This window comes from Mycobacterium kansasii ATCC 12478, assembly GCF_000157895.3.
Classification (GTDB): domain Bacteria; phylum Actinomycetota; class Actinomycetes; order Mycobacteriales; family Mycobacteriaceae; genus Mycobacterium; species Mycobacterium kansasii.
Genome location: NC_022663.1, coordinates 3,090,428 through 3,114,994, shown reverse-complemented (window position 1 = coordinate 3,114,994; position 24,567 = coordinate 3,090,428). Strand labels below are relative to the sequence as shown.

Sequence of the window (24,567 nt, the reverse complement as noted above, 5' to 3'; positions counted from 1 at the left end):
AGACCGAACTTAGTCAGCGGAACTTGGGGTTGGAGAAAGTCCGCAGCGCCTTGGGTGCAACGGTGCACCCCACGAGCGAGCCGGCATCGATGGTGCGTGGGCGGTAGGCCAACCCCGGCAATCGTTTCGCCATCAGAGCGACGGGATCTTGGTAAACAGGTCCGGACATCCCACACAAGAACGCCCATTCGTGCTCATCGCTACCGAAATAGACTACCGCACAAAAGGTTTCATGAAAGCGCCGCCACGACCGGCGTAACGAGTCGTTGCGCCACAGGGTTGGGCAGCCGGCCTGGGAAACGACAACCCCACCGATAGCCCGGCACATCCGCAGGAAATCGGCGTCGTACAGACGGTTGTGCTGAGCTGGCACGCCACCCTCGTCGGGGAGGTCAACCACGACGATGTCGTAGGCTTGGGTGGACCGCTCCACGAACTCCCATCCGTCGCGGTAATGCACGGTGATCGGGCCTAAACCGCTTTCGGCCCGGTGCAATTCGCTGACCGTGTAGCCGTAGGGCAGATGCTCGGCGCAGAGCCGAACGGCATCGCGATCGATGTCGACGTGATCGACATGCGTTGCCCCGGCCGCGACGGCCAGCTGACTCACCACGCCTTCGCCGGAGCCGATGACCAGCACCCGCTCGATCTTGTCTGCCAGCAGCATTGCCGGGACCAGCAACGCCTCGTGATACACGAGCTGGCTGAACTCGGTGCTCTGCCGTTCGCCGCCGCTGAACAATGCGACACCCTGCGCCGTTCGCCCGATCACCAATTCCTGGAACTCGGTACGCACATCGCAGATGACTTCGTCGACCTGCCAATGTCGGCTCAGTCCCGGCGCCAGCTCCTCGACGATCGCACGGGCTGCGCCGGGTCCGGTGCCGTTCATGAAATACGTTGGCAGCGGGGGAAATCCATTGAATTCCACCGACGCGTAGCTCGCGGCGTACGCCCCGGCGTCCTCGATCTGGACACCATCACCGGCGCGCAGCGTCACCGGAAGGGCATAGCTGCGGTACAGCACGTCGTCGCCGTCGCAGGTCGGTCCGGCCACCACGGCATCGGCGGCAGGGTCGCCGTCACGATCGGTCCGCAGGCGATATCGGATGTATTCGTTCTCGGTCTCGGCAAGACCGCCGTAACGGCCGATGTCGAGGTACACCCAACGCCGGCCGTCGGTACCGGTTCGCACCGAGACCACCTCGGCGGCAATGATGCCCGCCGAACCGACGAGCAACCGGCCCGGCTCTACCACGAGCCGGGGACGATCGGCGCCGAAATAGCGCGTCAGCGCCGAAGTAATGGCGTCAGCAAGGACCGGCAGCTGCGGCGCAACCGTCGCATACGGGACCGGGAAACCACCCCCGGCGTTGACCTCCAACGCGCCCCCAAGCTGTTCGAAAATGTCGGCACAACAACGTATCCCAAGATCCCACGCTGCGGGGTCGAGTTGTTGGGAACCGACGTGGAAGGCGATGGCGACCGGGCGCAATCCCAGTCGCCGGGCACGCGTCAGCAGGCCCGCGGCCGCGTCCGGAGCGCACCCGAATTTGTGCCCGAACGGCGTTACCGACGACGGAAACGCCGGCGCGATACGGCATTCCACGCTGGCTCCGGGAGCATGCTCGGCGATCGCCGCCAAACCCTCATGGGTGTCGAACACGAACCGCCGCACCCCGCTGGCATACGCATGGCCGACCGCGGCCGGCTTCTTGATGGTGTTGCCGAACGCCAGCCGGCTACCGTCGATACCGGCCAACCGGCACGCGTCGATCTCGCCGACCGAAGCAACATCAAATTCGGCGCCTTCGCCCGCGAGCAGGCGCAGCACAGGTTCGCCCGGATTCGCTTTGACCGCATAGCGAATCGAAGCCTCCGGCAGGGCGGCTCGCAGCGCCTGAAGGTTGTCGCGCACCCGCGCCAGATCGATCGTCAGATATGGCGTCTCGCGCACACGACGCAGAGTAGCCGGACCTCAGTTCACCGGATGGGTTGGGAGCGAGAAGTGTTCGGGAGGTACCGTGGGGCCGCTCGGGGGTTGGGTCGACAGCGGTGTTGTGATCCCGTCGACGACCTCGGTGATGTTGCCGGTGAGCCGTTCGAAGTTCAACACTCCGTGCTGGAAGTTCTGCGTGATCCGCAGCGGCTCCTGTATCTCTGCGCTGGTCGGCAGGCCAAGCGGCCCGCGTTCGTAGCTCAGCGAAGCCCAGGCGTCGTAAATCGCACCGGTGACCGGCTGCGCGCCGGTTTCGGGTGACCAGTACATCGCTCCCTTGGCGAAGGTTACGTACCGCGCCGCCCCGGCCGCCTCGGCCTCCGGCGAGGTCGGTGCGCCCAGCACGCTGTTCATCCCGCCCAGCGCCTGCCAGCGTTCGTAGATCACGCCGCCCTCCAGCGCTTTCAGCAACTCCTCGGGGGGATCGTTGAAATGTGCGGCGATGTCGCGGATTTCATCCATCAGGGCGTAACCGGCATTGCCCGGGCAGTCGGTGTTGCCGACGTCGCGGTGGGTGAAGATGGCCGGCAGCCGCGCTATCGCGCCTGCCGGAAAGGTGGTGTAGGAGCTGCCGGCAGACTCCAGTTCCACGGTGCCCTTGGGGTCCACGTCGTCCATGCCCAGCCGCCAGCCGAGCAGCCGCCCGACGGCGCGCAGTTGCAGCGGCGTCGGCGCCACGTCGTCGAAATTGCCGATCATCGCCACGCCCCAGGTGTCGCGGTTGAATCCGCCGGTATGGAATGCCTCGACCGGTTTGGTGAGGCCCCCGGCGCTGCCCTCGAACACCTGGCCGTACTTGTCGACGAGCGCGTTGTAGGCGATGTCGCACCAGCCCAGCGTCTTGCTGTGATACGTGTAGATCGCCTTGACGATTCCGGCCGACTCCAGGGGCGAATAGTCGTTGCTGCCGGCGGTGTGGTGGACCACCGCGGCACGAACCGCCCGGTCGTATTGCGGGCTGCCGCAGCGTAGTGATTCGTCGGCTCCCCATTCGGCACGGCTGATGATGGGGGGCGCCTGGCCGGGCATGGTGACCCCGGTCGGTGGTGTCCATTGCGTTCGGGCCGGCGCCTGCGGTGGCGAGATGAGGATCGCGGAGATGTTCTGCCCGAACGGCTGCTCCTTGGTGGCCGGACGATAGCCCAGCTCGGCCGGGTTCGCTTCGGCAGTAACCGGCGCCTGGGTCACCGGCGCATCGACCGGGCGGGTGACCGCGATCTGGACCGTCGTGGTGCTGCCGACGAACACCGGATCGGTGCTGCGTGGCCCCGCACCGGCGTCAGCCGGATCCGGGCCCGGTGCATCGGGTGCCGCGGTTTCATACTCGGCCTGGTACCACGGCCCCCACGACCCGTCGGGGCGCTTGGCGCGCACGCGCGTCGAGGTGCCGGCCAGGTCACCGGTCAGTGCGACCAGTGAAAACGGTGTGTCCTGAGTCAGTTCACGCACCGTGACGCCGCCGCCGAGGCCGATCAGCGGCTTCTCCACCAGCTGGGTGTCCTGCGCCGGAGGTCGCTCATGGGTGCTGTGCGGAGGACGGTTGAGCACCCACGAGACGATGACCACCGTGGCCGCGACAGCGGTGACCAGCATTGTCGGGGCACGGCTGCGGGACGCCACCAGGTGATGTTACTTGTGTGTCTAATGTTTCACATGAGGCGACACGGTATTTCCGTGAAAACCTGTCGACGACACCGCAGAGTGATGACGTGCTGGGCGGTCTCCCGTCCGGGGCTACTCTGCGGTGTCGTCAGGTGACAGGTCCCGAGGTTTTTCTTGTGGGCTGCCGGGCCGTCAGGCGATCGGCGTGGTCGGCGCTGCCGGTGGTGCCACCACCGGTGCGGCGGCCGCCGGCACTGCTGGCGGAACCGCGGCGGGCAGGCCGGCGGCGGGTGCGCCAGCCGCAGGTGCCGCCGCGCCGCCGTTCTGGATGGCCTGCATGATGGACGGCATCAGTACGCCTTTCAACAGGTCGATGGCCTGCCCTGCGCCCAGCTGATTGGCTGCCTGCATCACGTCGTTGAGGAGCCCGCCACCGCCGCTGCTGCCGCCGAGACCACCGCCGCCGGTGCCGATCGGGCTGGTGGCCGGCCCGTAGCCGGTACCCGGTCCGTAGCCCAACGACGGGTCTCCCAGGATCGGGTAGGTTCCGTCGGCCCCCGGGTCCAGGCTGGCGGGCGTCGTGATGGGAATCTCGTTGGCGCCGCCGAGTGCCGGGTCGAGCCCCGTGGGGCTGGTCAGACCCGGTGTGGCTCCGGTGGGGCTGGTCAGCGCGGGATTCACCGCTGTCCCCGGCGTCGGTGGCGGCAACGTGGTACCCGGCAGGGCCAGCGATCCCGGCGTCGACGGCGTCAAACCCGTCGGACTGGTCAGGCCCGGGCTGGTGAGACCCGGGCTGGTGAGACCCGGACTGGTCAGCCCCGGGCTGGTGAGGCCAGGGCTGGTCAGGCCCGGACTGGTCAGGCCAGGACTGGTCAGGTCGGTGCCGGCGGCACTGCCGCCGGTCAGGCTCGGCACCGGCGGCAGGTTGATGCCGAACTGCGAAAGCCCTTGCGACAGGGCCGACATCAGCTCGCCGGGCAAATCGGCCACGCTTGCCGCCCGGACAAACTCGTGGTGCTCGGGCGGTTTGCTTCCCGCGGTCGATTCGTAAACGAGAAAGTATGCACAAGGACTCGCAACTGCCAGGGCCGCGACTGCGCTCATGGTGGTCGAGAGCTTGCGTCGGCGTCGATTCGGCACGGAAGTCTCCTCAATCTGGACTATTTATCGCGTCGGCTCCCTCCCCGTCGTCGACGGAAGGAAACCCACAAGGTCGATGGTACGAGTGAGGTTTGTGTGACTAGAGTGGCTATATCGAATCGTGAGGCAATCGCACCAAAGGTGCGATGTTGGGCTGGCGACCGACATGAGAACCTGCGCACTTGCCCAAAACCTGCGAGAACCCTCACTCGGGCGAGCCGCCAAGTCGGGTTTTGGCAGCGGGGTCGGATAACCTAGGCAACCGATGACCGCACGTTTCGACCTTTTCGTCGTCGGTTCCGGATTCTTCGGCCTGACGATCGCCGAGCGCGTGGCTACCCAACTCGGCAAGCGGGTGCTCGTTGTCGAGCGACGCCCGCACATCGGCGGCAACGCCTATTCCGAGCCGGAGCCACAGACCGGGATCGAGGTTCACAAGTACGGCGCGCACCTGTTCCACACCTCCAATAAGAAGGTGTGGGACTACGTGCGGCGGTTCACCGACTTCACCGATTACCGGCATCGGGTGTTCGCGATGCACAACGGGCAGGCCTACCAGTTCCCGATGGGTCTGGGCCTGGTGTCGCAGTTCTTCGGCAGATACTTCAGCCCGGCCGAAGCGCGCCGGCTGATCGCCGAACAGGCATCCGAAATCCACACCGCCGACGCGCAGAACCTCGAGGAGAAGGCCATCTCGCTGATCGGTCGGCCGCTCTACGAGGCATTCGTCAAGGGCTACACCGCCAAGCAATGGCAGACCGACCCCGCTGAGTTGCCGGCTGCCGTCATTAATCGGCTGCCGGTGCGCTACACCTTCGACAACCGGTACTTCAGCGACACCTATGAGGGCCTGCCGGTCGACGGCTACACGGCGTGGCTACAGAACATGGCCGCCGACGACCGCATCGAGGTCAGGTTGGACACCGACTGGTTCGACGTTCGCGACGCACTGCGCGCGGCCAGCCCGGATGCCCCGGTCGTTTATACCGGTCCGATCGACCGCTACTTCGATTACGCCGAGGGCCGGCTGGGCTGGCGCACCTTGGACTTCGAGGTGGAAGTGCTAGGCGACTGCGGTGATTTTCAGGGCACGCCGGTGATGAACTACAACGACCTCGACGTCCCGTACACCCGTATCCACGAGTTCCGGCACTTCCACCCCGAGCGCGATTACCCGACGGACAAGACGGTGATCATGCGCGAATACTCCCGGTTCGCCGACGACGACGACGAGCCCTACTATCCGATCAACACCGAGGCCGACCGCGCCCTGTTGGCCGCCTACCGGACCAGGGCGAAGTCCGAGACCGCGTCATCGAAGGTCCTGTTCGGCGGTCGCTTGGGCACCTACCAATATCTGGATATGCATATGGCCATTGCCAGCGCTTTGAGCATGTACGAAAACGTTCTCGCGCCGCACCTACGCGACGGCGCCGAACTGGACGGAGGCGTGCGGCAATGACCGCCGAAAGCCTGCTGTCCCGCATCATCCTGCCGCGACCGGGCGAACCGCTCGACGTGCGCAAGCTGTACCTCGAGGAGTCGACCACCAACGCGCGGCGCGCGCACGCCACGAGCCGGACCTCGCTGCAGATCGGCCCCGAGTCAGAGGTGTCGTTCGCCACGTATTTCAATGCGTTTCCGGCCAGCTACTGGCGACGCTGGTCGATCTGCACGTCCGTGGTGCTGCGCGTCGAGCTCATCGGTGCGGGGCGCCTCGACGTCTACCGAACCAAGGCCACCGGTGCCCGCATCTTCGTCGAGGGCCGGGCGTTCGCCGGCGCTTCGGACCAGCCGCAGGTCGTCGAGGTCGAGGTGGGGCTGCAACCGTTCGAGGACGGCGGCTGGATCTGGTTCGACATCACCACCGACACCGCGGTCACCCTGCTCAACGGTGGCTGGTACGCGCCCATCCCCGCCCCGGGTACCGCCAACATCGCGGTCGGCATCCCCACCTTCAACCGCCCCGCGGACTGCGCCAACGCGCTGGCCGAACTCACCGCAGACCCGCTGGTTGACCAGGTGATCGGCGCGGTGATCGTGCCCGACCAAGGCACCCGCAAAGTGCGCGACCATCCGGACTTCTCCGCCGCCGCGGCACGACTGGGCAATCGGCTCTCCCTCCACGACCAGCCCAACCTGGGCGGTTCCGGCGGCTACAGCCGGGTGATGTACGAAGCGCTGAAAAACACCGACTGCCAGCAGATCCTGTTCATGGACGACGACATCCGCATCGAGCCGGACTCCATTCTGCGGGTGCTGGCCATGCACCGCTTCGCCAAGAGCCCGATGCTGGTCGGCGGGCAGATGCTCAACCTGCAGGAGCCCTCGCACCTGCACATCATGGGCGAAGTCGTCAACCGATCGAACTTCATGTGGACCGCCGCCCCGCACGCCGAATACGACCACGACTTCGCCGAATACCCGCTGGGCGACAAAGAGGACAAGAGCAAGCTGCTGCACCGGCGCATCGACGTCGACTACAACGGCTGGTGGACGTGCATGATCCCGCGGCAGGTGGCCGAGGAGCTGGGCCAGCCGCTGCCGTTGTTCATCAAATGGGACGACGCCGACTACGGTCTCCGCGCGGCCGAACACGGCTACCCCACGGTCACGCTGCCCGGCGCGGCGATCTGGCACATGGCCTGGAGCGACAAAGACGACGCCATCGACTGGCAGGCCTACTTCCACCTGCGCAACCGACTGGTGGTGGCCGCGATGCACTGGAACGGTGACGTTACCGGCCTGGTGCGCAGCCACCTCAAAGCAACCCTGAAACACCTTGCCTGCCTGGAATATTCGACAGTGGCGATCCAGAACAAGGCCATCGACGACTTCCTCGCCGGCCCCGAACACATCTTCTCCATCCTGGAATCGGCACTGCCGGACGTGCATCGCATCCGCAAGGCCTACCCCGACGCCGTCGTGCTGCCCGCCGCCAGTGAGCTGCCTCCGCCGTTGCACAAGAACAAGGTGATGAAGCCGCCGGTGAACCCCGTCACCATTGGTTACCGGCTGGCCCGGGGCATCGTGCACAATCTCACGACCGCCGACCCGGCCCACCATGAGCGCCCCGAGTACAACGTGCCCACCCAGGACGCCCGCTGGTTCCGGTTGTGCACGGTCGACGGGGTCACGGTCACGACGGCCGACGGGTGCGGAGTGGTCTACCGGCAGCGCGATCGGGCCAAGATGTTCGCCCTGCTGTGGCAATCGCTGCGCCGCCAACGTCAACTGACCCGCCGCTTCGACGAGATGCGCAAGGTCTACCGCGCCGCGTTGCCGGTACTGTCCAGCAAGCAGAAGTGGGAGACGGTGCTCTTCACGGTGGAAAACCAAGAGCGCCGACATGCCTGAAGCCCGTCCGCTGGGGGCGCCGGCGCGCGGCGAAGTCGCCGCAATTGTGGCCGTACAGTCAGCGCTGAATGGGCGACCGGAGGCGCTGACCATTGCGCAGGGCCTTTCCTACTTCGGCGAACACAGCATCGGCTGGCTGGCGGCTTCGGCGCTCGGCGCGGTTCTTTCCCCGCGGCGGCGCCGGGATTGGCTGGTCGCCGGCGCCGGCGCCTTCGCCGCCCACGCGGCGGCGGTATTGGTCAAACGGGTGGTCCGGCGCAAACGCCCCCATCATCCGGCCGTCGCCGTAAACGTCGGCACGCCAAGCCAATTGAGCTTCCCGTCGGCGCACGCGACCTCTACGACGGCCGCGGCCATCCTGATGAGCAGGGCCGCCGGCCTGCCCATCGGGCTTGGCGCGGCGGTGCTGGTGCCACCGATGGCCCTGTCCCGAATACTGCTGGGGGTGCATTACCCCAGCGACGTCGCCGCCGGTGTGGCGCTCGGCGCCGCCGTCGCGGCCGTTGCGGTGCGACTCGACGTCGGCCTGCAAGGGGGTGTGTCTATATATGAGTGAAGACGTGGTGACCGGCCCTCCGGCCAACCTGGTTGTCGGCGTCGTCAAGGCGATGCGCCCGCGGCAGTGGGTGAAAAACGTCCTGGTGCTGGCCGCGCCGCTCGCCGCGGCGGGCCGCGGCGTCCGATACGACTATGCCGAGGTGCTGACCAAGGTTTCGGTCGCATTCGTGGTGTTCAGCCTGGCCGCCTCGGCGATCTACCTGATCAACGACGTGCGCGATGTGGAGGCTGATCGCGAGCACCCCACCAAGAGGTTCCGCCCGATCGCGGCCGGCGTGGTGCCCGAATGGCTGGCCTACGCGGTAGCGGCGGTGCTGGGGGTGGCCTCGCTGGCCATTGCCTGGTGGCTGACCCCCAGCCTGGCCGTGGTGATGGCCGTTTACCTGGCCATGCAACTTGGGTATTGCTACGGCCTCAAGCACCAAGCGGTGATCGACATTTGCATCGTGTCGTCGGCGTATCTGATCCGCGCCATCGCCGGCGGCGCGGCGGCCGACATCCCGCTGTCCCAGTGGTTCTTGCTGACGGCCGCGTTCGGGTCGCTGTTCATGGTGGCCGGCAAACGCTACGCCGAGTTGCAGCTGGCCGAGCGTACCGGTGCGGCGATTCGCAAGTCGCTGGAAAGCTATACCAGCACCTATCTTCGATTCGTCTGGACGCTCTCGGCCACCGCCGTGGTGGTGTCCTACGGGTTGTGGGCGTTCGAACGCGACCGTTACTCGGGATCGTGGTATGCGGTGTCGATGGTCCCGTTCACCATCGCGATCCTGCGCTACGCCGTGGACGTCGACGGGGGGCTGGCCGGGGAGCCCGAAGACATCGCACTGCGCGACCGGGTATTGCAGTTGCTGGCGCTGGCGTGGATAGGAACAGTTGGGGCCGCTGTTGCCTTCGGCTAGTTCGAGATTCAAGGCCCTGCGGGCCAGCGCGCTGGCCCGCAGGCCCGCAGTCCGGCGGGCCAGGTGGCCGGTTTTTCCCTATGAGCCGGTGGTCCGGATCAGTCTATGGGTCAGCGTGGCAGTGGTCTGCATGCTGTTCGGCTGGGGTGCGTGGCAACGACGCTGGATCGCCGACGACGGGCTGATCGTGCTGCGCACGGTGCGCAACCTGCTGGCCGGCAACGGGCCGGTGTTCAACATGGGCGAGCGCGTGGAGGCCAATACGTCGACGGTGTGGACGTACTTGCTGTACGTGGCCAGCTGGGTAGGCGGGCCGATGCGGCTGGAATATGTGGCGCTGGCCGTGGCCCTGATGCTGTCGTTGCTGGGGGCGGCGCTGCTCATGCTGGGTACCGGGCGGTTGTATGCGCCCAGCCTGCGCGGCCGCCGGGCGATCATGTTGCCGGCCGGCGCGCTGGTCTACATCGCGGTGCCGCCGGCGCGAGACTTCGCAACGTCAGGGCTGGAAAGCGGACTGGTGCTGACCTATCTGGGCCTGCTGTGGTGGATGATGGTGTGCTGGGCGCAGCCGCTGCGGGTCCGTCCCCACGGCCGGGTGTTCATAGGTGCGCTGGCGTTCGTCGCGGGATGCAGCGTCCTGGTCCGGCCGGAGCTGGCGCTGATGGGCGGCCTGGCCTTGATCATGATGCTGGTCGCGGCGCGGACCTGGCGCCGCCGGGTGCTGATCGTGGTGGCCGGCGGCTTCCTGCCGGTCGCCTACCAGATCTTCCGGATGGGCTACTACGCGTTATTGGTGCCCGGTACCGCGCTGGCCAAGGACGCCGCCGGCGACAAGTGGTCGCAGGGCATGATCTATCTCTCGAATTTCAACCGGCCCTACGCCCTATGGGTGCCGATCGTGCTTTTGGTGCCGCTTGGCCTGGTTCTGATGCTGGCTCGTCGTAGGCCGTCGTTCCTGCGTCCGATGGTGGCGCCCGACTACGGGCGGGTGGCCCGGGCGGTACAGAGCCCGGCGGCGGTGGTGGCCTTCATGATCGGCAGCGGCCTGCTGCAGGCGCTGTACTGGATCCGGCAAGGCGGCGATTTCATGCACGGCCGCGTGTTGCTGGCGCCGCTCTTCTGCTTGCTGGCTCCGGTGGCGGTAATTCCGGTGCTACTGCCCGATGGCAAGGACTTCTCCAAGGAGACTGGTTACTGGCTGGCCGGTGGGGTCAGCATCCTCTGGCTGGGTGTGGCGGGCTGGTCGCTGTGGGCAGCGAACTCGCCGGGCATGGGCGACGACGCCACGCACGTCACCTATACCGGCATCGTCGACGAGCGCCGCTTCTACGCGCAGGCCACCGGACACGCCCATCCGCTGACCGCCGCCGACTACCTCGATTACCCGCGGATGGCCGCCGTGCTGACCGCGCTTGACAACACCCCCGAAGGCGCTCTGCTGCTGCCGTCGGGCAACTACAACCAGTGGGATCTGGTGCCGATGATCCCGCCGGGAACCGCTCCCGGTATCCCGGCGACCCAAAAGCCGCAACACGCGGTGTTTTTCACCAATTTGGGGATGCTGGGCATGAACGTGGGACTCGATGTCAGAGTGATCGACCAGATCGGGCTGGCAAACCCGCTGGCCCAACACACCGAGCGGTTGAAGCACGGCCGGATCGGCCACGACAAGAACCTGTTCCCCGACTGGGTGATCGCCGACGGCCCGTGGGTGAAGTGGTATCCCGGTGTTCCGGGATACCTCGACCCCGCGTGGGTCGCTCAGGCGGAGGCGGCCCTGAAATGCCCCGCGACCCAGGCGGTGCTGAACTCGGTGCGTGCGCCGTTGACCCTGCGCCGTTTTGTGTCCAACGTGGTGCACTCCTTCGAGTTCACCCGGTACCGGATCGACCGGGTGCCGCTCAACGAACTCATCAGGTGCGGACTCGAGGTGCCCGACGTGTCGCCGGCCCCGGCTCGGGAGTGATTCGGGCTCAGTGATCCGGCCCGAATGCCGGGCCGGGCGGGCCGTGCCGCGAAGAATTTCGGCCCAATTGCGATCAGGCGTCCGCGACGCGCGTCCCGCGGTGTGAGGCGAGACTGACAGCAACATCACATTTGAGCCGTCACCAGCGGCCACCGAACCCCGGGCACATGCGGAAACGAGATCTCGGACCGTCGCATCCGGTGCAAAAATCACCCGGAATCGCGGCCCGGTAACGCTTTCGGCGCGGTGCTCGATGAGAGAACCGACCCCAAGTTGTGGTTGACTACACGGGCACTGCGACGCCGAGCGCGCGCAGTCTGACGTAGTTGAGGATGCGCCCTATCACCGGATGCGCCTAAAAGATTGAGGATGAGGAAGCAAGGATGAAGCTTGTTGACAGGTTTCGTGGCGCCGTGACGGGTATGCCGCGCCGACTCATGGTGGGAGCCGTTGGTGCGGCCCTGCTGTTGGGTCTGGTCGGTGTCGTTGACGTCACTGGCGGTTCGGCGACCGCGAGTGCCTTCTCGCGGCCGGGCCTGCCGGTGGAATACCTGCAGGTGCCCTCGGCGGCCATGGGTCGCGACATCAAGGTCCAGTTCCAGAGCGGTGGGGCGAACTCGCCCGCGCTGTACCTGCTTGACGGTATGCGCGCTCAGGAAGACTTCAACGGCTGGGACATCAACACCCCGGCGTTCGAGTGGTACTACCAGTCGGGCATCTCGGTGGTCATGCCGGTCGGCGGGCAGTCAAGCTTCTACTCCGACTGGTACAACCCGGCCTGCGGTAAGGCCGGCTGCACCACCTACAAGTGGGAGACCTTCCTGACCAGCGAGTTGCCGCAGTACCTGTCGGCCAACCGCCAGGTCAAGCCGACCGGCAGCGCTGCGGTGGGTCTGTCGATGGCCGGCTCGTCGGCGTTGATCCTGGCCGCGTACCACCCGGCGCAGTTCATCTACGCCGGATCGCTGTCGGCGCTGCTCGACCCGTCGCAGGCGATGGGGCCGTCGCTGATCGGCCTGGCCATGGGTGACGCGGGCGGCTACAAGGCCTCCGACATGTGGGGTCCGAAGGATGACCCGGCGTGGCAGCGCAACGACCCGACGCTGCAGGTGGGCAAGCTCGTCGCCAACAACACCCGCATCTGGGTGTACTGCGGCAACGGCAAGCCGTCGGACCTGGGTGGCGACAACCTGCCCGCCAAGTTCCTCGAGGGCTTCGTGCGGACCAGCAACTTGAAGTTCCAGACCGCCTACAACGCGGCCGGTGGGCACAACGCCGTGTGGAACTTCGACGACAACGGCACGCACAGCTGGGAGTACTGGGGTGCGCAGCTCAACGCCATGAAGCCGGACCTGCAGCACACGCTGGGCGCGACACCCGGCGGCGGCGGCAACGGCACCACGCAGGGCACCTAGACGCCCTGGGCGCCGCAACGGCGTCCGAGAACCCGCATTCGACGGCGGCGACCCTTCGGGGTCGCCGCCGTTGGTTATTTCTTGCGTTATCTCCCCTTTATCCCCTTGTGTGCGGTGTGGTTAGCTACCTTGCGGGCCGGGGCATGCCTCGAACCCGCCGCACGGTCGGGCGCTGCGGGCACGCAGCGATACACGATGGAGGTGGACATGAGGGGTCTGTCGGTGTTGCTACGGCTGCTCTGCGTTGCGGTGCTGTCGATCGGGTTGGGCGGTGTCACCGCGGCTGCAGGATCGTCGGGCACGGCCAAAGCCGCCCCCTACGAGACCCTGATGGTGCCGTCGGGCGCCATGGGCCGCGACATCCCGGTCGCGTTCCTGGGCGGCGGCCCCCACGCGGTGTACTTGCTGGATGCCTTCAACGCCGGCCCGGACGTGAGCAACTGGGTCACCGCCGGTAACGCGATGAACACCCTGGCCGGCAAGGGAATCTCGGTGGTCGCCCCGGCCGGCGGTGCCTACAGCATGTACACCAACTGGGAACAGGACGGTAGCAAGCAGTGGGAAACCTTCCTGTCCAGTGAGCTTCCCGATTGGCTGGCGGCCAACAAAGGCCTGGCACCCGGCGGTCACGCCGCCGTGGGCGCATCTCAGGGCGGCTATGGCGCGATGGCGCTGGCCGCGTTCCACCCGGACCGATTCGGCTTCGCCGGATCGCTCTCCGGGTTCCTGTACCCGTCGAGCACCACCACCAACGGCGCGATCCTCGCCGGGCTCCAGGAGTTCGGCGGTGTGGACGGCAACGGCATGTGGGGTGCCCCACAGTTGGGCCGGTGGAAGTGGCACGACCCGTGCGTGCATGTAGCTCTGCTGGCGCAGAACAACACCCGGGTGTGGGTATGGAGTCCGACCAACCTGGGCGCCAGTGATCCTGCCGCCATGATCGGTCAGGCCGGTGCGGCGATGGGTGACAGTAGGTCGTTCTACCAGCAATATCGCAACGTCGGCGGGCACAACGGTCACTTCGACTTCCCGGGCGGCGGCGACAACGGCTGGGGCTCGTGGTCGGCACAGCTGGGCGCCATGTCCGGCGATATCGTCGGCGCGATCCGCTAGCAGCCGGCGGGAGGATCCACGCAGCCTGCCCCGCGCACGCGCGGCGAAGACATCGTCCGGGCCGGAACTTCGTCACCAGCCGGTACCGTGTATGGGGTGCAGTAGAGGGCGGCGGCACCGTGTGCCGACGCGGTGTGGTGACTTCGAGCGGCTCGGGCGGCGAGCATGCGCGACACCGCCACCGGCCGCACGCTGTACTCAGACTCACCGACGCTGCTAGCAGGAGAACATGGCTACCAACTCCCGGCGCAGAAGACGCCGCCAACGAATCCTCGCCTGGGTTGCGGCCGGAGCCCTGGCGTCGGTCGTCGCCCTGGTCATCGTCGCCGGCGTGGTCATGTTGCGCCGCCAGGAAGCACCGCCCAGCGCAGTACCGCCCGGGGTGCTGACCCCGGGTCCCACCACCTCTCACCCACGCAAACCCCGGCCCGCCTTCCAGGATGCGTCTTGCCCGGACGTGCAGTTGATTGCCGTACCCGGCACCTGGGAGTCGTCACCGCAGGACAACCCGCTTAACCCGGTGCAGTTCCCGAAGGCGTTGCTACTCAATGTGACCGGGCCGATCTCCCAGCAGTTCCCCGGATCGCGGGTGCAGACGTACACGGTTCCCTACACCGCACAATTCCACAATCCGCTCAGTTCCGACGGTCAGATCTCCTACAACCAAAGCCGGGCGGAGGGCACCCGCGCGATGGTGCAGGCCATGACGGACATGACCAACAAGTGCCCGTTGACCAGCTATGTGGTGGTCGGGTTCTCGCAGGGGGCGGTGATTGCCGGCGATGTCGCCAGCGATATCGGCAACGGCCGGGGACCGGTCGATGACGACCTGGTACTGGGCGTGACGCTGATCGCCGATGGCCGTCGCCAGCCGGGGGTGGGCAACGACATCCCGCCCAGCCCGCCGGGTGAGGGCGCCGAGGTCACCCTGCATGAGGTGCCGGTGCTGTCCGGGCTCGGCTTGACGATGACGGGTGCACGCCCGGGCGGCTTCGGCGCGCTCGACAGTCGCACCAACGAGATCTGTGCCCAGGGCGATCTGATTTGCGCCGCGCCGCAGGAGGCGTTCAGTCCTGCCAACCTGCCGACTACCCTCAACACGTTGGCCGGGGGGGCCGGTCAACCGGTCCACGCGATGTACGCCACCCCCGAATTCTGGAACTCCGACGGGCAGCCTGCTACGCAATGGACGTTGAACTGGGCCCATGACCTCATCGACAAGGCGCCGCATCCCAAACACGGCTGAGATGTGACGGGTGGCCCGACCACCGCGGGGGGAGACGGGCCCAGGCACCGCAGCACCCGGGTGCTTGCAGATTGGGGCAGCGGGACACAGCCGCCAGTGCCCTGATCGTAATGGGATCAGCGGTACCTTGTGATTTGGTCTGACGCCTCGCGGCCCTTAACATTAAGAGAAATTTAAGAGCATGTGGATGACCCTGTGGGGTCGTAGCTGGCAACGATCGGCGCGCCCGCCAGTGTGCGCGCCGCTCGAGGGCTGGCTCGCGCACGGATGTAACTCGTCGGCGGAGCCGACCAAGATGTAAACCCTGTCGGCGTAGCCGACCAAGCAGTGTTGTGACAGGAGAGGGCGGCATGGCGTACCACAACCCGTTCATCGTGAATGGACGAATCCGGTTCCCGGAGAACACCAATCTGGTGCGTCACGTCGAAAAATGGGCGAAGGTGCGTGGCGACAAGCTGGCCTACCGGTTCCTGGACTTCTCCACCGAGCGGGACGGCATCGAACGCGACATCCTGTGGTCGGAGTTCAGCGCGCGCAACCGCGCCGTCGGCGCCCGGCTGCAGCAGGTCACCCAGCCGGGCGACCGTATCGCCATCCTGTGCCCACAGAACCTGGACTACCTGATCTCCTTCTTCGGCGCGCTGTACTCCGGCCGGATCGCGGTGCCGTTGTTCGACCCGGCCGAGCCGGGCCACGTCGGCCGGTTGCACGCGGTACTCGACGACTGCACCCCGTCGACCATTCTGACCACGAGCGACTCCGCCGAGGGTGTACGCAAGTTCATCCGCAGCCGCTCGGCCAAGGAGCGGCCCCGGGTGATCGCCGTCGACGCGGTTCCCACAGAGGTCGCCGCGACGTGGCAGGAGCCCGACGCCAACGAGTCGACCACGGCCTACCTGCAGTACACCTCCGGATCGACCCGCACCCCGACCGGCGTGCAGATCACCCATCTGAACCTGCCGACCAATGTGCTGCAGGTGCTCAATGCCCTGGAAGGGCAAGAAGGCGACCGCGGTGTCAGCTGGCTGCCGTTCTTCCACGACATGGGCCTGATCACCGTGCTGCTGACGTCGGTACTGGGCCACAGCTTCACGTTCATGACCCCGGCCGCGTTCGTGCGGCGGCCCGGCCGCTGGATTCGCGAACTCGCTCGTAAGCCCGGCGAAACCGGGGGCACATTCTCCGCCGCACCGAACTTTGCCTTCGAGCATGCGGCGGTGCGGGGTCTGCCCCGCGACGACGAACCACCATTAGACCTGAGCAACGTCAAGGGCATCCTCAACGGCAGCGAACCGGTGTCGCCGGCGTCGATGCGCAAATTCTTCAATGCCTTCGCGCCGTACGGTCTGCCCGAGACTGCGGTCAAGCCCTCCTACGGTCTGGCAGAGGCGACGCTGTTCGTCTCGACCACCGCGCCCAACGAGCCGCCGACCGTCATCCACGTCGACCGCGACGAGCTGAACAAGCAGCGTTTCGTCGAGGTGCCCGCCGACTCGCCGAACGCCGTCGCGCAGGTTTCGGCCGGCAAGGTCGGCGTCGACGAATGGGCCGTGATCGTCGACCCAGACACCGCCAGTGAGTTGCCGGACGGGCAAATCGGCGAAATCTGGCTGCACGGTAACAACCTGGGCATCGGCTACTGGGGCAAGGAAGAAGAATCCGCTCAGATATTCCGCAACATCCTGAAGTCGCGGATCAGCGAGTCGCACGCCGAGGGAGCCCCCGACGACGGACTGTGGGTACGCACCGGCGACTACGGCACCTACTTCAAGGGACACCTCTATATAGCGGGCCGGATCAAGGACCTGGTCATCATCGACGGCCGGAACCACTACCCGCAGGACCTGGAGTTCACCGCGCAGGAGTCGAACAAGGCCTTGCGCGTCGGCTACGTGGCCGCCTTCTCGGTGCCCGCCAACCAGCTGCCGCAGAAGGTGTTCGACGACCCGCACGCCGGGCTGAAGTTCGACCCCGAGGACACCTCCGAGCAGCTGGTGATTGTTGCCGAACGCGCTGCCGGTACGCACAAGCTGGAATACCAGCCCATCGCCGACGACATCCGTGCCGCCATCGCAGTCGGACATGGCGTGACCGTGCGGGACCTGCTGCTGGTGTCGGCCGGCACGATTCCCCGGACCTCCAGCGGCAAGATCGGACGGCGCGCGTGCCGCGCTGCCTACCTCGACGGCAGCCTGCGCAGCGGCGTCGGTTCCCCGACGGCGTTCGCCACCGAATCCTGAGCCCCAGAACCACAAAGGTAGCCATGGCTGACATAGACGTATCCCAGGCGAACGACCCGGAGAAGCCGCCCGCCGGCGGGACTGAGATGACGGTCCCTGAGATGCGGCAGTGGCTGCGCAACTGGGTGGGCAAGGCGGTCGGGAAGTCGCCGGACTCGATCGACGAATCGGTGCCGATGGTGGAGTTGGGCTTGTCGTCGCGCGATGCTGTGGCGATGGCGGCCGATATCGAAGATCTGACCGGCGTCACGCTGTCGGTTGCGGTGGCGTTCCAGCATCCGACCATCGAGTCGCTGGCCACCCGGATCATCGAGGGCGAACCCGAAACGGCTGATGACGGCGTCGACGTCACCGACTGGACCCGCAACGGCCCCGCCGAGCGGGTGGACATCGCGATCGTGGGCCTGTCCACCCGGCTGCCCGGCGACATGAACACTCCCGACGAAACCTGGCAGGCGCTGCTGGAAGGCCGCGACGCCATCACCGACCTGCCCGAGGGCCGCTGGACGGAGTTCCTCGAGGAGCCCCGGCTGGCCGAGCGGGTCAAGGCGGCGCGCACCCGCGGCGGCTATCTGAAGGACATCAAGGGTTTCGACTCGGAGTTCTTCGCGGTGGCCAAGACGGAGGCCGACAACATCGACCCGCAGCAGCGGATGGCGCTGGAGCTGACCTGGGAGGCGCTCGAACACGCTCGCATCCCGGCGTCGAGCCTGCGCGGCGGGGCCGTCGGCGTGTACGTCGGTGTCTCCAACAACGACTACAGCTTCCTGGCGGTATCCGACCCGACGGTCGCCCACCCGTACGCGATCACCGGCACCGCAACCTCGATCATCGCCAACCGGGTGTCCTACTTCTACGACTTCCGCGGGCCGTCGGTCGCGGTCGACACCGCATGCTCGAGCTCGCTGGTGGCCACCCATCAGGCGGTGCAGGCCCTGCGCAACGGCGAATGCGACGTGGCGGTGGCCGGCGGGGTCAACGCGCTGATCACCCCCGTGGTGACGCTGGGTTTCGACGAGATCGGGCAGGTGCTGGCCCCCGACGGGCGGATCAAGTCGTTCTCCTCCGACGCCGACGGCTACACCCGCTCCGAGGGCGGCGGCATGCTGGTGCTCAAGCGCGTCGACGACGCCCGCCGCGACGGCGACCAGATCCTGGCCGTGATCGCCGGCAGCGCTGTGAATCACGACGGCCGGTCCAACGGCCTGATCGCGCCCAACCAGGACGCCCAGGCCGACGTGCTGCGCCGGGCCTACAAGGACGCCGGGATCGACCCGCGCACCGTCGACTACGTCGAGGCGCACGGCACCGGCACCGTCCTCGGTGACCCGATCGAGGCCGAGGCGCTGGGCCGGGTCGTCGGCAAGGGCCGGCCCGCCGACCGTCCGGCGCTGCTGGGCGCGGTGAAAACCAATGTGGGACACCTGGAGTCGGCCGCGGGTGCGGCCAGCATGGCCAAGGTGGTGTTGGCCCTGCAGCATGACAAGCTGCCGCCGTCGATCAATTTCGCCGGGCCCAGCCCCTACATCGACTTCGACGCCATGCGGCTGAAGGTGATCGACACGGTGACCGACTGGCCGCGCTACGGCGGCTACGCGGTGGCCGGGGTGTCGAGCTTCGGCTTCGGCGGCGCCAACGCGCACGTGGTCGTGCGTGAGGTCTTGCCGCGTGACGTGGTGGAGAAGGAGGCGCGGGAACCCGAGCCCGAGCCGGCGGCGCCCGCCGAGGTGGCACCGTCCGATGCGCCCGCGCTGGAAGGCCACGCGCTGCGGTTCGACGACTTCGGCAATATCATCACCGACGCCCCCTCGGGAAGTGGCGCGGCCGAAGACGAAGAGCCCGAACTGCCGGGCGTCACCGAAGAAGCGCTGCGGCTCAAGCAGGCCGCGCTGGAAGAGCTTGCGACACAAGAGGTTAGCCCGCCTTTGATCCCGCTGGCCGTGTCGGCGTTCCTGACCTCGCGTAAGAAGGCCGCCGCCGCCGAGCTGGCCGACTGGATGGAAAGCCCCGCGGGCCAGGCGTCGTCGCTGGAGTCGATCGGGCGGTCGTTGTCGCGACGCAACCACGGCCGCTCCCGCGCGGTGGTGCTGGCCCACAATCACGAGGAAGCGATCAAGGGGCTGCGGGCAATTGCCGCCGGCAAGCAGGCGCCGAATGTGTTCAGCGTCGACGGGCCGGTGACCAACGGCCCGGTGTGGGTGCTGGCCGGGTTCGGCGCGCAGCACCGCAAGATGGGCAAGAGCCTGTACCTGCGCAATCCGGTGTTCGCCGAGTGGATCGAAAAGGTCGACGCGCTGGTCCAGGACGAGCTGGGATATTCGGTGCTCGAGCTGATCCTGGACGACTCGCAGGACTACGGGATCGAGACCACCCAGGTCACCATCTTCGCGATCCAGATCGCCCTGGGTGAGCTGCTCAAGCATCATGGCGCCAAGCCGGCCGCGGTGGTCGGGCAGTCGCTGGGCGAGGCGGCGTCGGCGTACTTCGCCGGCGGCCTGTCGCTGCGCGACGCCACCCGCACCATCTGCTCCCGCTCGCATCTGATGGGCGAGGGCGAGGCGATGCTGTTCGGCGAGTACATCCGGTTGATGGCGCTGGTGGAGTACTCCGCTGACGAGATCAAGACGGTGTTTAAGGAGTCTGAGGCCTTTCCCGATCTGGAGGTGTGCGTCTACGCCGCACCCACCCAGACGGTCATCGGCGGCCCGCCTGAGCAGGTGGACGCGATCATCGCCCGCGCCGAAGCCGAGGGCAAGTTCGCCCGCAAGTTCCAGACCAAGGGCGCCAGCCACACTCAGCAGATGGATCCGCTGCTCGGTGAGCTGTCCGCCGAGCTGCAGGGCATCAAGGCGATGAGTCCGACCTGCGGGATCTTCTCGACGGTGCACGAGGGCAGCTACATCAAGCCGGGCAGCGAGCCCGTCCACGACGTCGAGTACTGGAAGAAGGGGCTGCGGCATTCCGTCTACTTCACCCACGGAATCCGCAACGCCGTCGACAGCGGGCACACCACGTTCCTGGAATTGGCGCCCAACCCGGTCGCGCTGATGCAGGTTGGTTTGACCACGGCCGCCGCCGGTCTGCATGACGCCCAGCTGATCCCGACGCTGGCCCGCAAGCAGGACGAGGTCGAGTCGATGATCTCGACCATGGCCCAGCTCTACGTGTACGGCCACGACCTGGACATCTGGACGCTCTTCAGCCGTGCCACGGGCCCCGAAGATTTCGCCGACATCCCGCCGACCCGGTTCAAGCGCAAGGAGCACTGGCTCGACGCGCACTTCTCCGGCGACGCCTCGGTGATCATGCCGGGCAACCATGTCGCGCTGCCGGACGGCCGCCACGTGTGGGAGTACGCGCCGCGAAACGGCCAGACCGACCTCGCGGCGTTGGTGAGAGCCGCTGCGGCCCAAGTGCTTTCCGACGCTCAGCTGACGGCCGCCGAGCAGCGTGCGGTGCCCGGCGAGGGCGCCCGGCTGGTGACGACGATGACGCGGCATCCCGGTGGCGCGTCGGTTCAGGTGCACGCCCGCATCGACGAGTCGTTCACGCTGGTCTACGACGCCTTGGTGGCGCGGTCCGGCTCGGAGTCGGTGTTGCCTGCCGCCGTCGGGGCCGGCACGGCGATCGCGGCCGCGGCGCCGGTGGTGCCGCAGGTGCCTCAAGCGCCCGAGGAGCCGGAGGCCGACACGCTGACCGACAGCCTGACCACCCGCTATCTGCCCTCCGACGTGGGCAGGTGGTCGCCGGATTCCGGTGAGACCATCGCGGATCGGCTGGGCCTGATCGTCGGGTCGGCGATGGGCTACGAGCCCGAGGACCTGCCGTGGGAGGTGCCGCTGATCGAGCTCGGGCTCGACTCACTGATGGCGGTACGGATCAAGAACCGCGTCGAATACGACTTCGACCTGCCGCCGATTCAGTTGACGGCGGTGCGTGACGCCAACCTCTACAACGTCGAGAAGCTGATCGAGTACGCCGTCGAGCACCGCGACGAGGTGACGCAGCTCAGCGAGTACCAGAAGACGCAGACCGCCGAGGAGATCGCCCGGGCGCAGGCCGAATTGCTCAGTGGTGCAACGGTTTCGACGGTGACTGCGCCGGCGCCCGACCCGCAGGCCGAACCGGAAACCCAAGCACCGCCGGGATCGGAGGTTCCTGTCCCGCCGCCGCCGACGGATCCGGCGGGCCCGTCGGGTCCCTCGGGTAACGGGCAGCCGAACCTCAAAGGTGCCGCGGAGGCGCTGAACTCCGAGGCCGTCGCCAAGGCGCTCAACGCCGACGTGCCGCCGCGTGATGCGGCCGAGCGGGTCACCTTTGCCACCTGGGCGATCGTCACCGGCAAATCACCGGGCGGCATTTTCAACCCGCTGCCCAAGCTGGACGATGCCGCCGCCGCCAAGATGGCCCAACGGCTTGCCGAGCGTGCCGAAGGCCCGATCACCGCCGAGGACGTGCTGATGTCGGCCAACATCGAGGAGCTGGCCGACAAGGTGCGCGCTTACCTGGAGGCCGGCACGATCGACGGGTTTGTCCGTACGCTGCGGGCCCGGCCGGAGGGCAGCACCAAGCCGCCGGTGTTCGTGTTCCATCCGGCCGGCGGCTCGACCGTGGTGTACGAGCCGTTGCTCAACCGGCTGCCGGCGGACACCCCGATGTACGGCTTCGAGCGGGTCGAGGGGACCATCGAAGAGCGTGCCGCGCAGTATGTTCCGAAGCTGGTCGAGATGCAGGGCGACGGGCCCTACATTCTGGTCGGCTGGTCGCTGGGCGGGGTGCTGGCCTACGCCTGCGCGATCGGGCTCAAGCGGCTGGGCAAGGACGTCGCGTTCGTCGGCCTGATCGATGCCGTGCGGGCCGGCGAGGAGATCCCGCAGACCAAGGAGGAGATCCGCAAGCGCTGGGACCGCTACGCCCGCTTCGCCGAGAAGACGTTCAACGTCACCATCCCGGCGATCCCGTACGAGCAGCTCGAGGAACTCGACGACGAGGGCCAGGTCCGGTTCGTGCTCGACGCCGTGCGGGAGTCCGGCGTGCAGATCCCGGCCGGGATCATCGAGCACCAGCGCACGTCGTACCTGGACAACCGCGCGATCGACACCGCGCAGATCCAGCCCTACGACGGGCATGTCACCCTCTACATGGCCGACCGATACCATGACGACGCGATCATGTTCGAGCCGCGCTATGCCGTTCGCCAGCCGGACGGCGGTTGGGGCGAGTACGTCTCCGACCTCGAGGTCGTGCCGATCGGTGGTGAGCACATCCAGGCCATCGACGAGCCGATCATCGCCAAGGTGGGCGAGCACATGAGCCGCGCGTTAGGCAACGTCGAGGCTGAACAGAGGGCCCCCTAAGTGAGCACGAAGACCACCGCCGAGCTGCTGGCCGAACTACGCGAAAAGCTGGAGCTTGCCAAGGAGCCCGGCGGTGAGAAGGCCGCCGCCAAGCGCGACAAGAAGGGCATTCCCAGTGCCCGCGCCCGCGTGTATGACCTGGTGGACCCGGGCACCTTCTTCGAGATCGGGGCGTTGTGCCGCACTCCGGGCGACCCCAACGCGCTCTACGGCGACGGGGTGGTCACCGGGCACGGCCTGATCGACGGCCGCCCGGTCGGGGTGTTCTCGCATGACCAGACGGTGTTCGGCGGCACGGTCGGGGAGATGTTCGGCCGCAAGGTGGCCCGGTTGATGGAGTGGTGCGCGATGGTCGGTTGCCCGATCGTCGGCATCCAGGACTCCGGCGGCGCCCGCATCCAGGACGCGGTCACCTCGCTGGCGTGGTACGCCGAGCTGGGCCAACGTCACGAGGCACTGTCCGGGGTGGTGCCGCAGATCTCCCTTATCTTCGGCAAGTGCGCCGGGGGAGCGGTCTATTCGCCGATCCAGGACGACCTGCTGGTCTCGGTGCGTGACCAGGGCTACTTCTTCGTCACCGGACCCGACGTGATCCGTGAGGTCACCGGCGAGGACGTCACCCTCGACGAACTCGGCGGCTCCGACGCGCAGGCCCGCTACGGCAACATCCACCACGTGGTGAACTCCGAAGCCGAGGCGTTCCAGTACGTGCGCGACTTCCTGTCGTTTTTGCCGTCCAACTGCTTCGGCAAGCCGCCGGCCATCAATCCCGGGCTGGAACCGGAGATCACCCCGACCGACCTGGAACTCGACTCGATCGTGCCGGACTCCGACAACGCGGCCTACGACATGCACGAGATCCTGCTGCGCATCTTCGACGACGGCGACTTCCTGGACGTCGCCGCCCAGCACGGGCCGGCCATCATCACCGGGTACGCCCGAGTCGACGGGCGACCGGTGGGCGTGATCGCCAACCAGCCCATGCACATGTCCGGGGCCATCGACAACGAGGCTTCCGACAAGGCGGCGCGGTTCATCAGGTTCTGTGATTCGTTCCAGATCCCGCTGGTGTTCGTGGTGGACACCCCCGGATTTCTGCCGGGCGCCGAAGAGGAGAAGCGGGGCATCATCAAGCGCGGCGGCCGGTTCCTGTACTCCGTGGTCGAAGCCGACGTGCCGAAGGTGACCATCACGGTCCGCAAGTCCTACGGCGGCGCGTACGCAGTGATGGGTTCCAGGCAGCTGACCGCCGACTTTAACTTCGCCTGGCCCACCGCGCGCATTGCGGTGATCGGTGCCGAGGGGGCGGCGCAACTGCTGATGAAACGCTTCCCGGACCCCAATGCGCCCGAAGCGCAGGCAATTCGGAAGTCGTTCATCGAGAACTACAATCTCAACATGGCGATTCCATGGATCGCCGCCGAACGCGGGTTCATCGACGCGGTCATCGACCCGCACGAAACCCGGCTGCTGCTGCGCCGGTCGATGCACATACTGCGAGACAAGCAGCAATGGCAACGCTTGGGCCGCAAGCACGGGCTAATCCCGGTCTAGTTCTAGTGCCGAGCAGACGCAGAATCGCCCAATTTCCGCCGAAATTGGGCGATTCTGCGTCTGCTCGTGCAGGGGGGCCGCGGCGATGGTTCGCCGACAGTGAATCCGGCGACGCGACACA

The 24,567-nt window shown here is 67.0% G+C and carries 14 protein-coding genes; 11 read left to right on the top strand and 3 right to left on the bottom strand.

Annotated elements, in window-relative coordinates; translation table 11 throughout:
- Positions 1-13: 13 nt before the first annotated feature.
- The 3 genes from MKAN_RS32000 to MKAN_RS13555 all read right to left on the bottom strand — a co-directional run bounded on the left by MKAN_RS32000 (position 14) and on the right by MKAN_RS13555 (position 4,741).
- Positions 14-1,957 (bottom strand): spermine/spermidine synthase domain-containing protein, encoded by a 1,944-nt coding sequence (locus tag MKAN_RS32000; RefSeq protein WP_063477161.1) that lies wholly within the window; start codon positions 1,955-1,957, stop codon positions 14-16.
- 21 nt (positions 1,958-1,978) lie between these two features.
- A complete protein-coding gene (locus MKAN_RS13560; RefSeq protein ID WP_178131776.1) occupies positions 1,979-3,619 on the bottom strand; it encodes an LGFP repeat-containing protein in 1,641 nt (546 codons plus the stop codon).
- 174 nt (positions 3,620-3,793) lie between these two features.
- Positions 3,794-4,741, bottom strand: a complete 948-nt coding sequence (locus MKAN_RS13555) for an exported repetitive protein (protein ID WP_023368869.1) — start codon at positions 4,739-4,741, stop codon at positions 3,794-3,796.
- Between the two features lie 265 nt (positions 4,742-5,006).
- Here MKAN_RS13555 and glf point away from each other — a divergent pair, with 265 nt between their 5' ends.
- The 11 genes from glf (at position 5,007) to MKAN_RS13500 (ending at position 24,446) form a co-directional block, all read left to right on the top strand.
- A complete protein-coding gene (gene glf, locus MKAN_RS13550; protein WP_023368868.1) occupies positions 5,007-6,203 on the top strand; it encodes a UDP-galactopyranose mutase in 1,197 nt (398 codons plus the stop codon).
- Complete coding sequence (locus tag MKAN_RS13545) at positions 6,200-8,098, top strand: glycosyltransferase (RefSeq protein WP_023368867.1); 1,899 nt, start codon at positions 6,200-6,202, stop codon at positions 8,096-8,098. The genes glf and MKAN_RS13545 overlap by 4 nt, the downstream gene beginning before the upstream one ends.
- Complete coding sequence (locus MKAN_RS13540; protein ID WP_023368866.1) at positions 8,091-8,654, top strand: phosphatase PAP2 family protein; 564 nt, start codon at positions 8,091-8,093, stop codon at positions 8,652-8,654. Before MKAN_RS13545 ends, MKAN_RS13540 begins: the two co-directional genes overlap by 8 nt.
- Positions 8,647-9,555, top strand: a complete 909-nt coding sequence (locus MKAN_RS13535) for a decaprenyl-phosphate phosphoribosyltransferase (RefSeq protein WP_023368865.1) — start codon at positions 8,647-8,649, stop codon at positions 9,553-9,555. Before MKAN_RS13540 ends, MKAN_RS13535 begins: the two co-directional genes overlap by 8 nt.
- A complete protein-coding gene (aftB, locus tag MKAN_RS13530) occupies positions 9,530-11,521 on the top strand; it encodes a terminal beta-(1->2)-arabinofuranosyltransferase (RefSeq protein WP_036395121.1) in 1,992 nt (663 codons plus the stop codon). The genes MKAN_RS13535 and aftB overlap by 26 nt, the downstream gene beginning before the upstream one ends.
- Positions 11,522-11,904: 383 nt before the next feature.
- Positions 11,905-12,936, top strand: coding sequence for a diacylglycerol acyltransferase/mycolyltransferase Ag85A (gene ag85A, locus MKAN_RS13525; RefSeq protein ID WP_023368863.1), 1,032 nt, complete (start codon positions 11,905-11,907; stop codon positions 12,934-12,936).
- A gap of 207 nt (positions 12,937-13,143) precedes the next feature.
- Positions 13,144-14,049, top strand: a complete 906-nt coding sequence (locus tag MKAN_RS13520) for an esterase family protein (RefSeq protein ID WP_036395239.1) — start codon at positions 13,144-13,146, stop codon at positions 14,047-14,049.
- A gap of 229 nt (positions 14,050-14,278) precedes the next feature.
- Positions 14,279-15,295, top strand: a complete 1,017-nt coding sequence (culp6, locus tag MKAN_RS13515) for a carboxylesterase Culp6 (protein WP_023368861.1) — start codon at positions 14,279-14,281, stop codon at positions 15,293-15,295.
- 350 nt (positions 15,296-15,645) lie between these two features.
- Positions 15,646-17,535, top strand: a complete 1,890-nt coding sequence (fadD32, locus tag MKAN_RS13510; protein WP_023368860.1) for a long-chain-fatty-acid--AMP ligase FadD32 — start codon at positions 15,646-15,648, stop codon at positions 17,533-17,535.
- Positions 17,536-17,558: 23 nt separating this feature from the next.
- Entirely contained in the window at positions 17,559-22,892 is a 5,334-nt protein-coding gene (pks13, locus tag MKAN_RS13505) for a polyketide synthase Pks13 (protein ID WP_023368859.1), read from the top strand.
- The gene (locus MKAN_RS13500) at positions 22,893-24,446 is read left to right on the top strand and encodes an acyl-CoA carboxylase subunit beta (protein WP_023368858.1); all 1,554 of its coding nucleotides are present in this window, start codon (positions 22,893-22,895) and stop codon (positions 24,444-24,446) included.
- Positions 24,447-24,567: the final 121 nt, after the last annotated feature.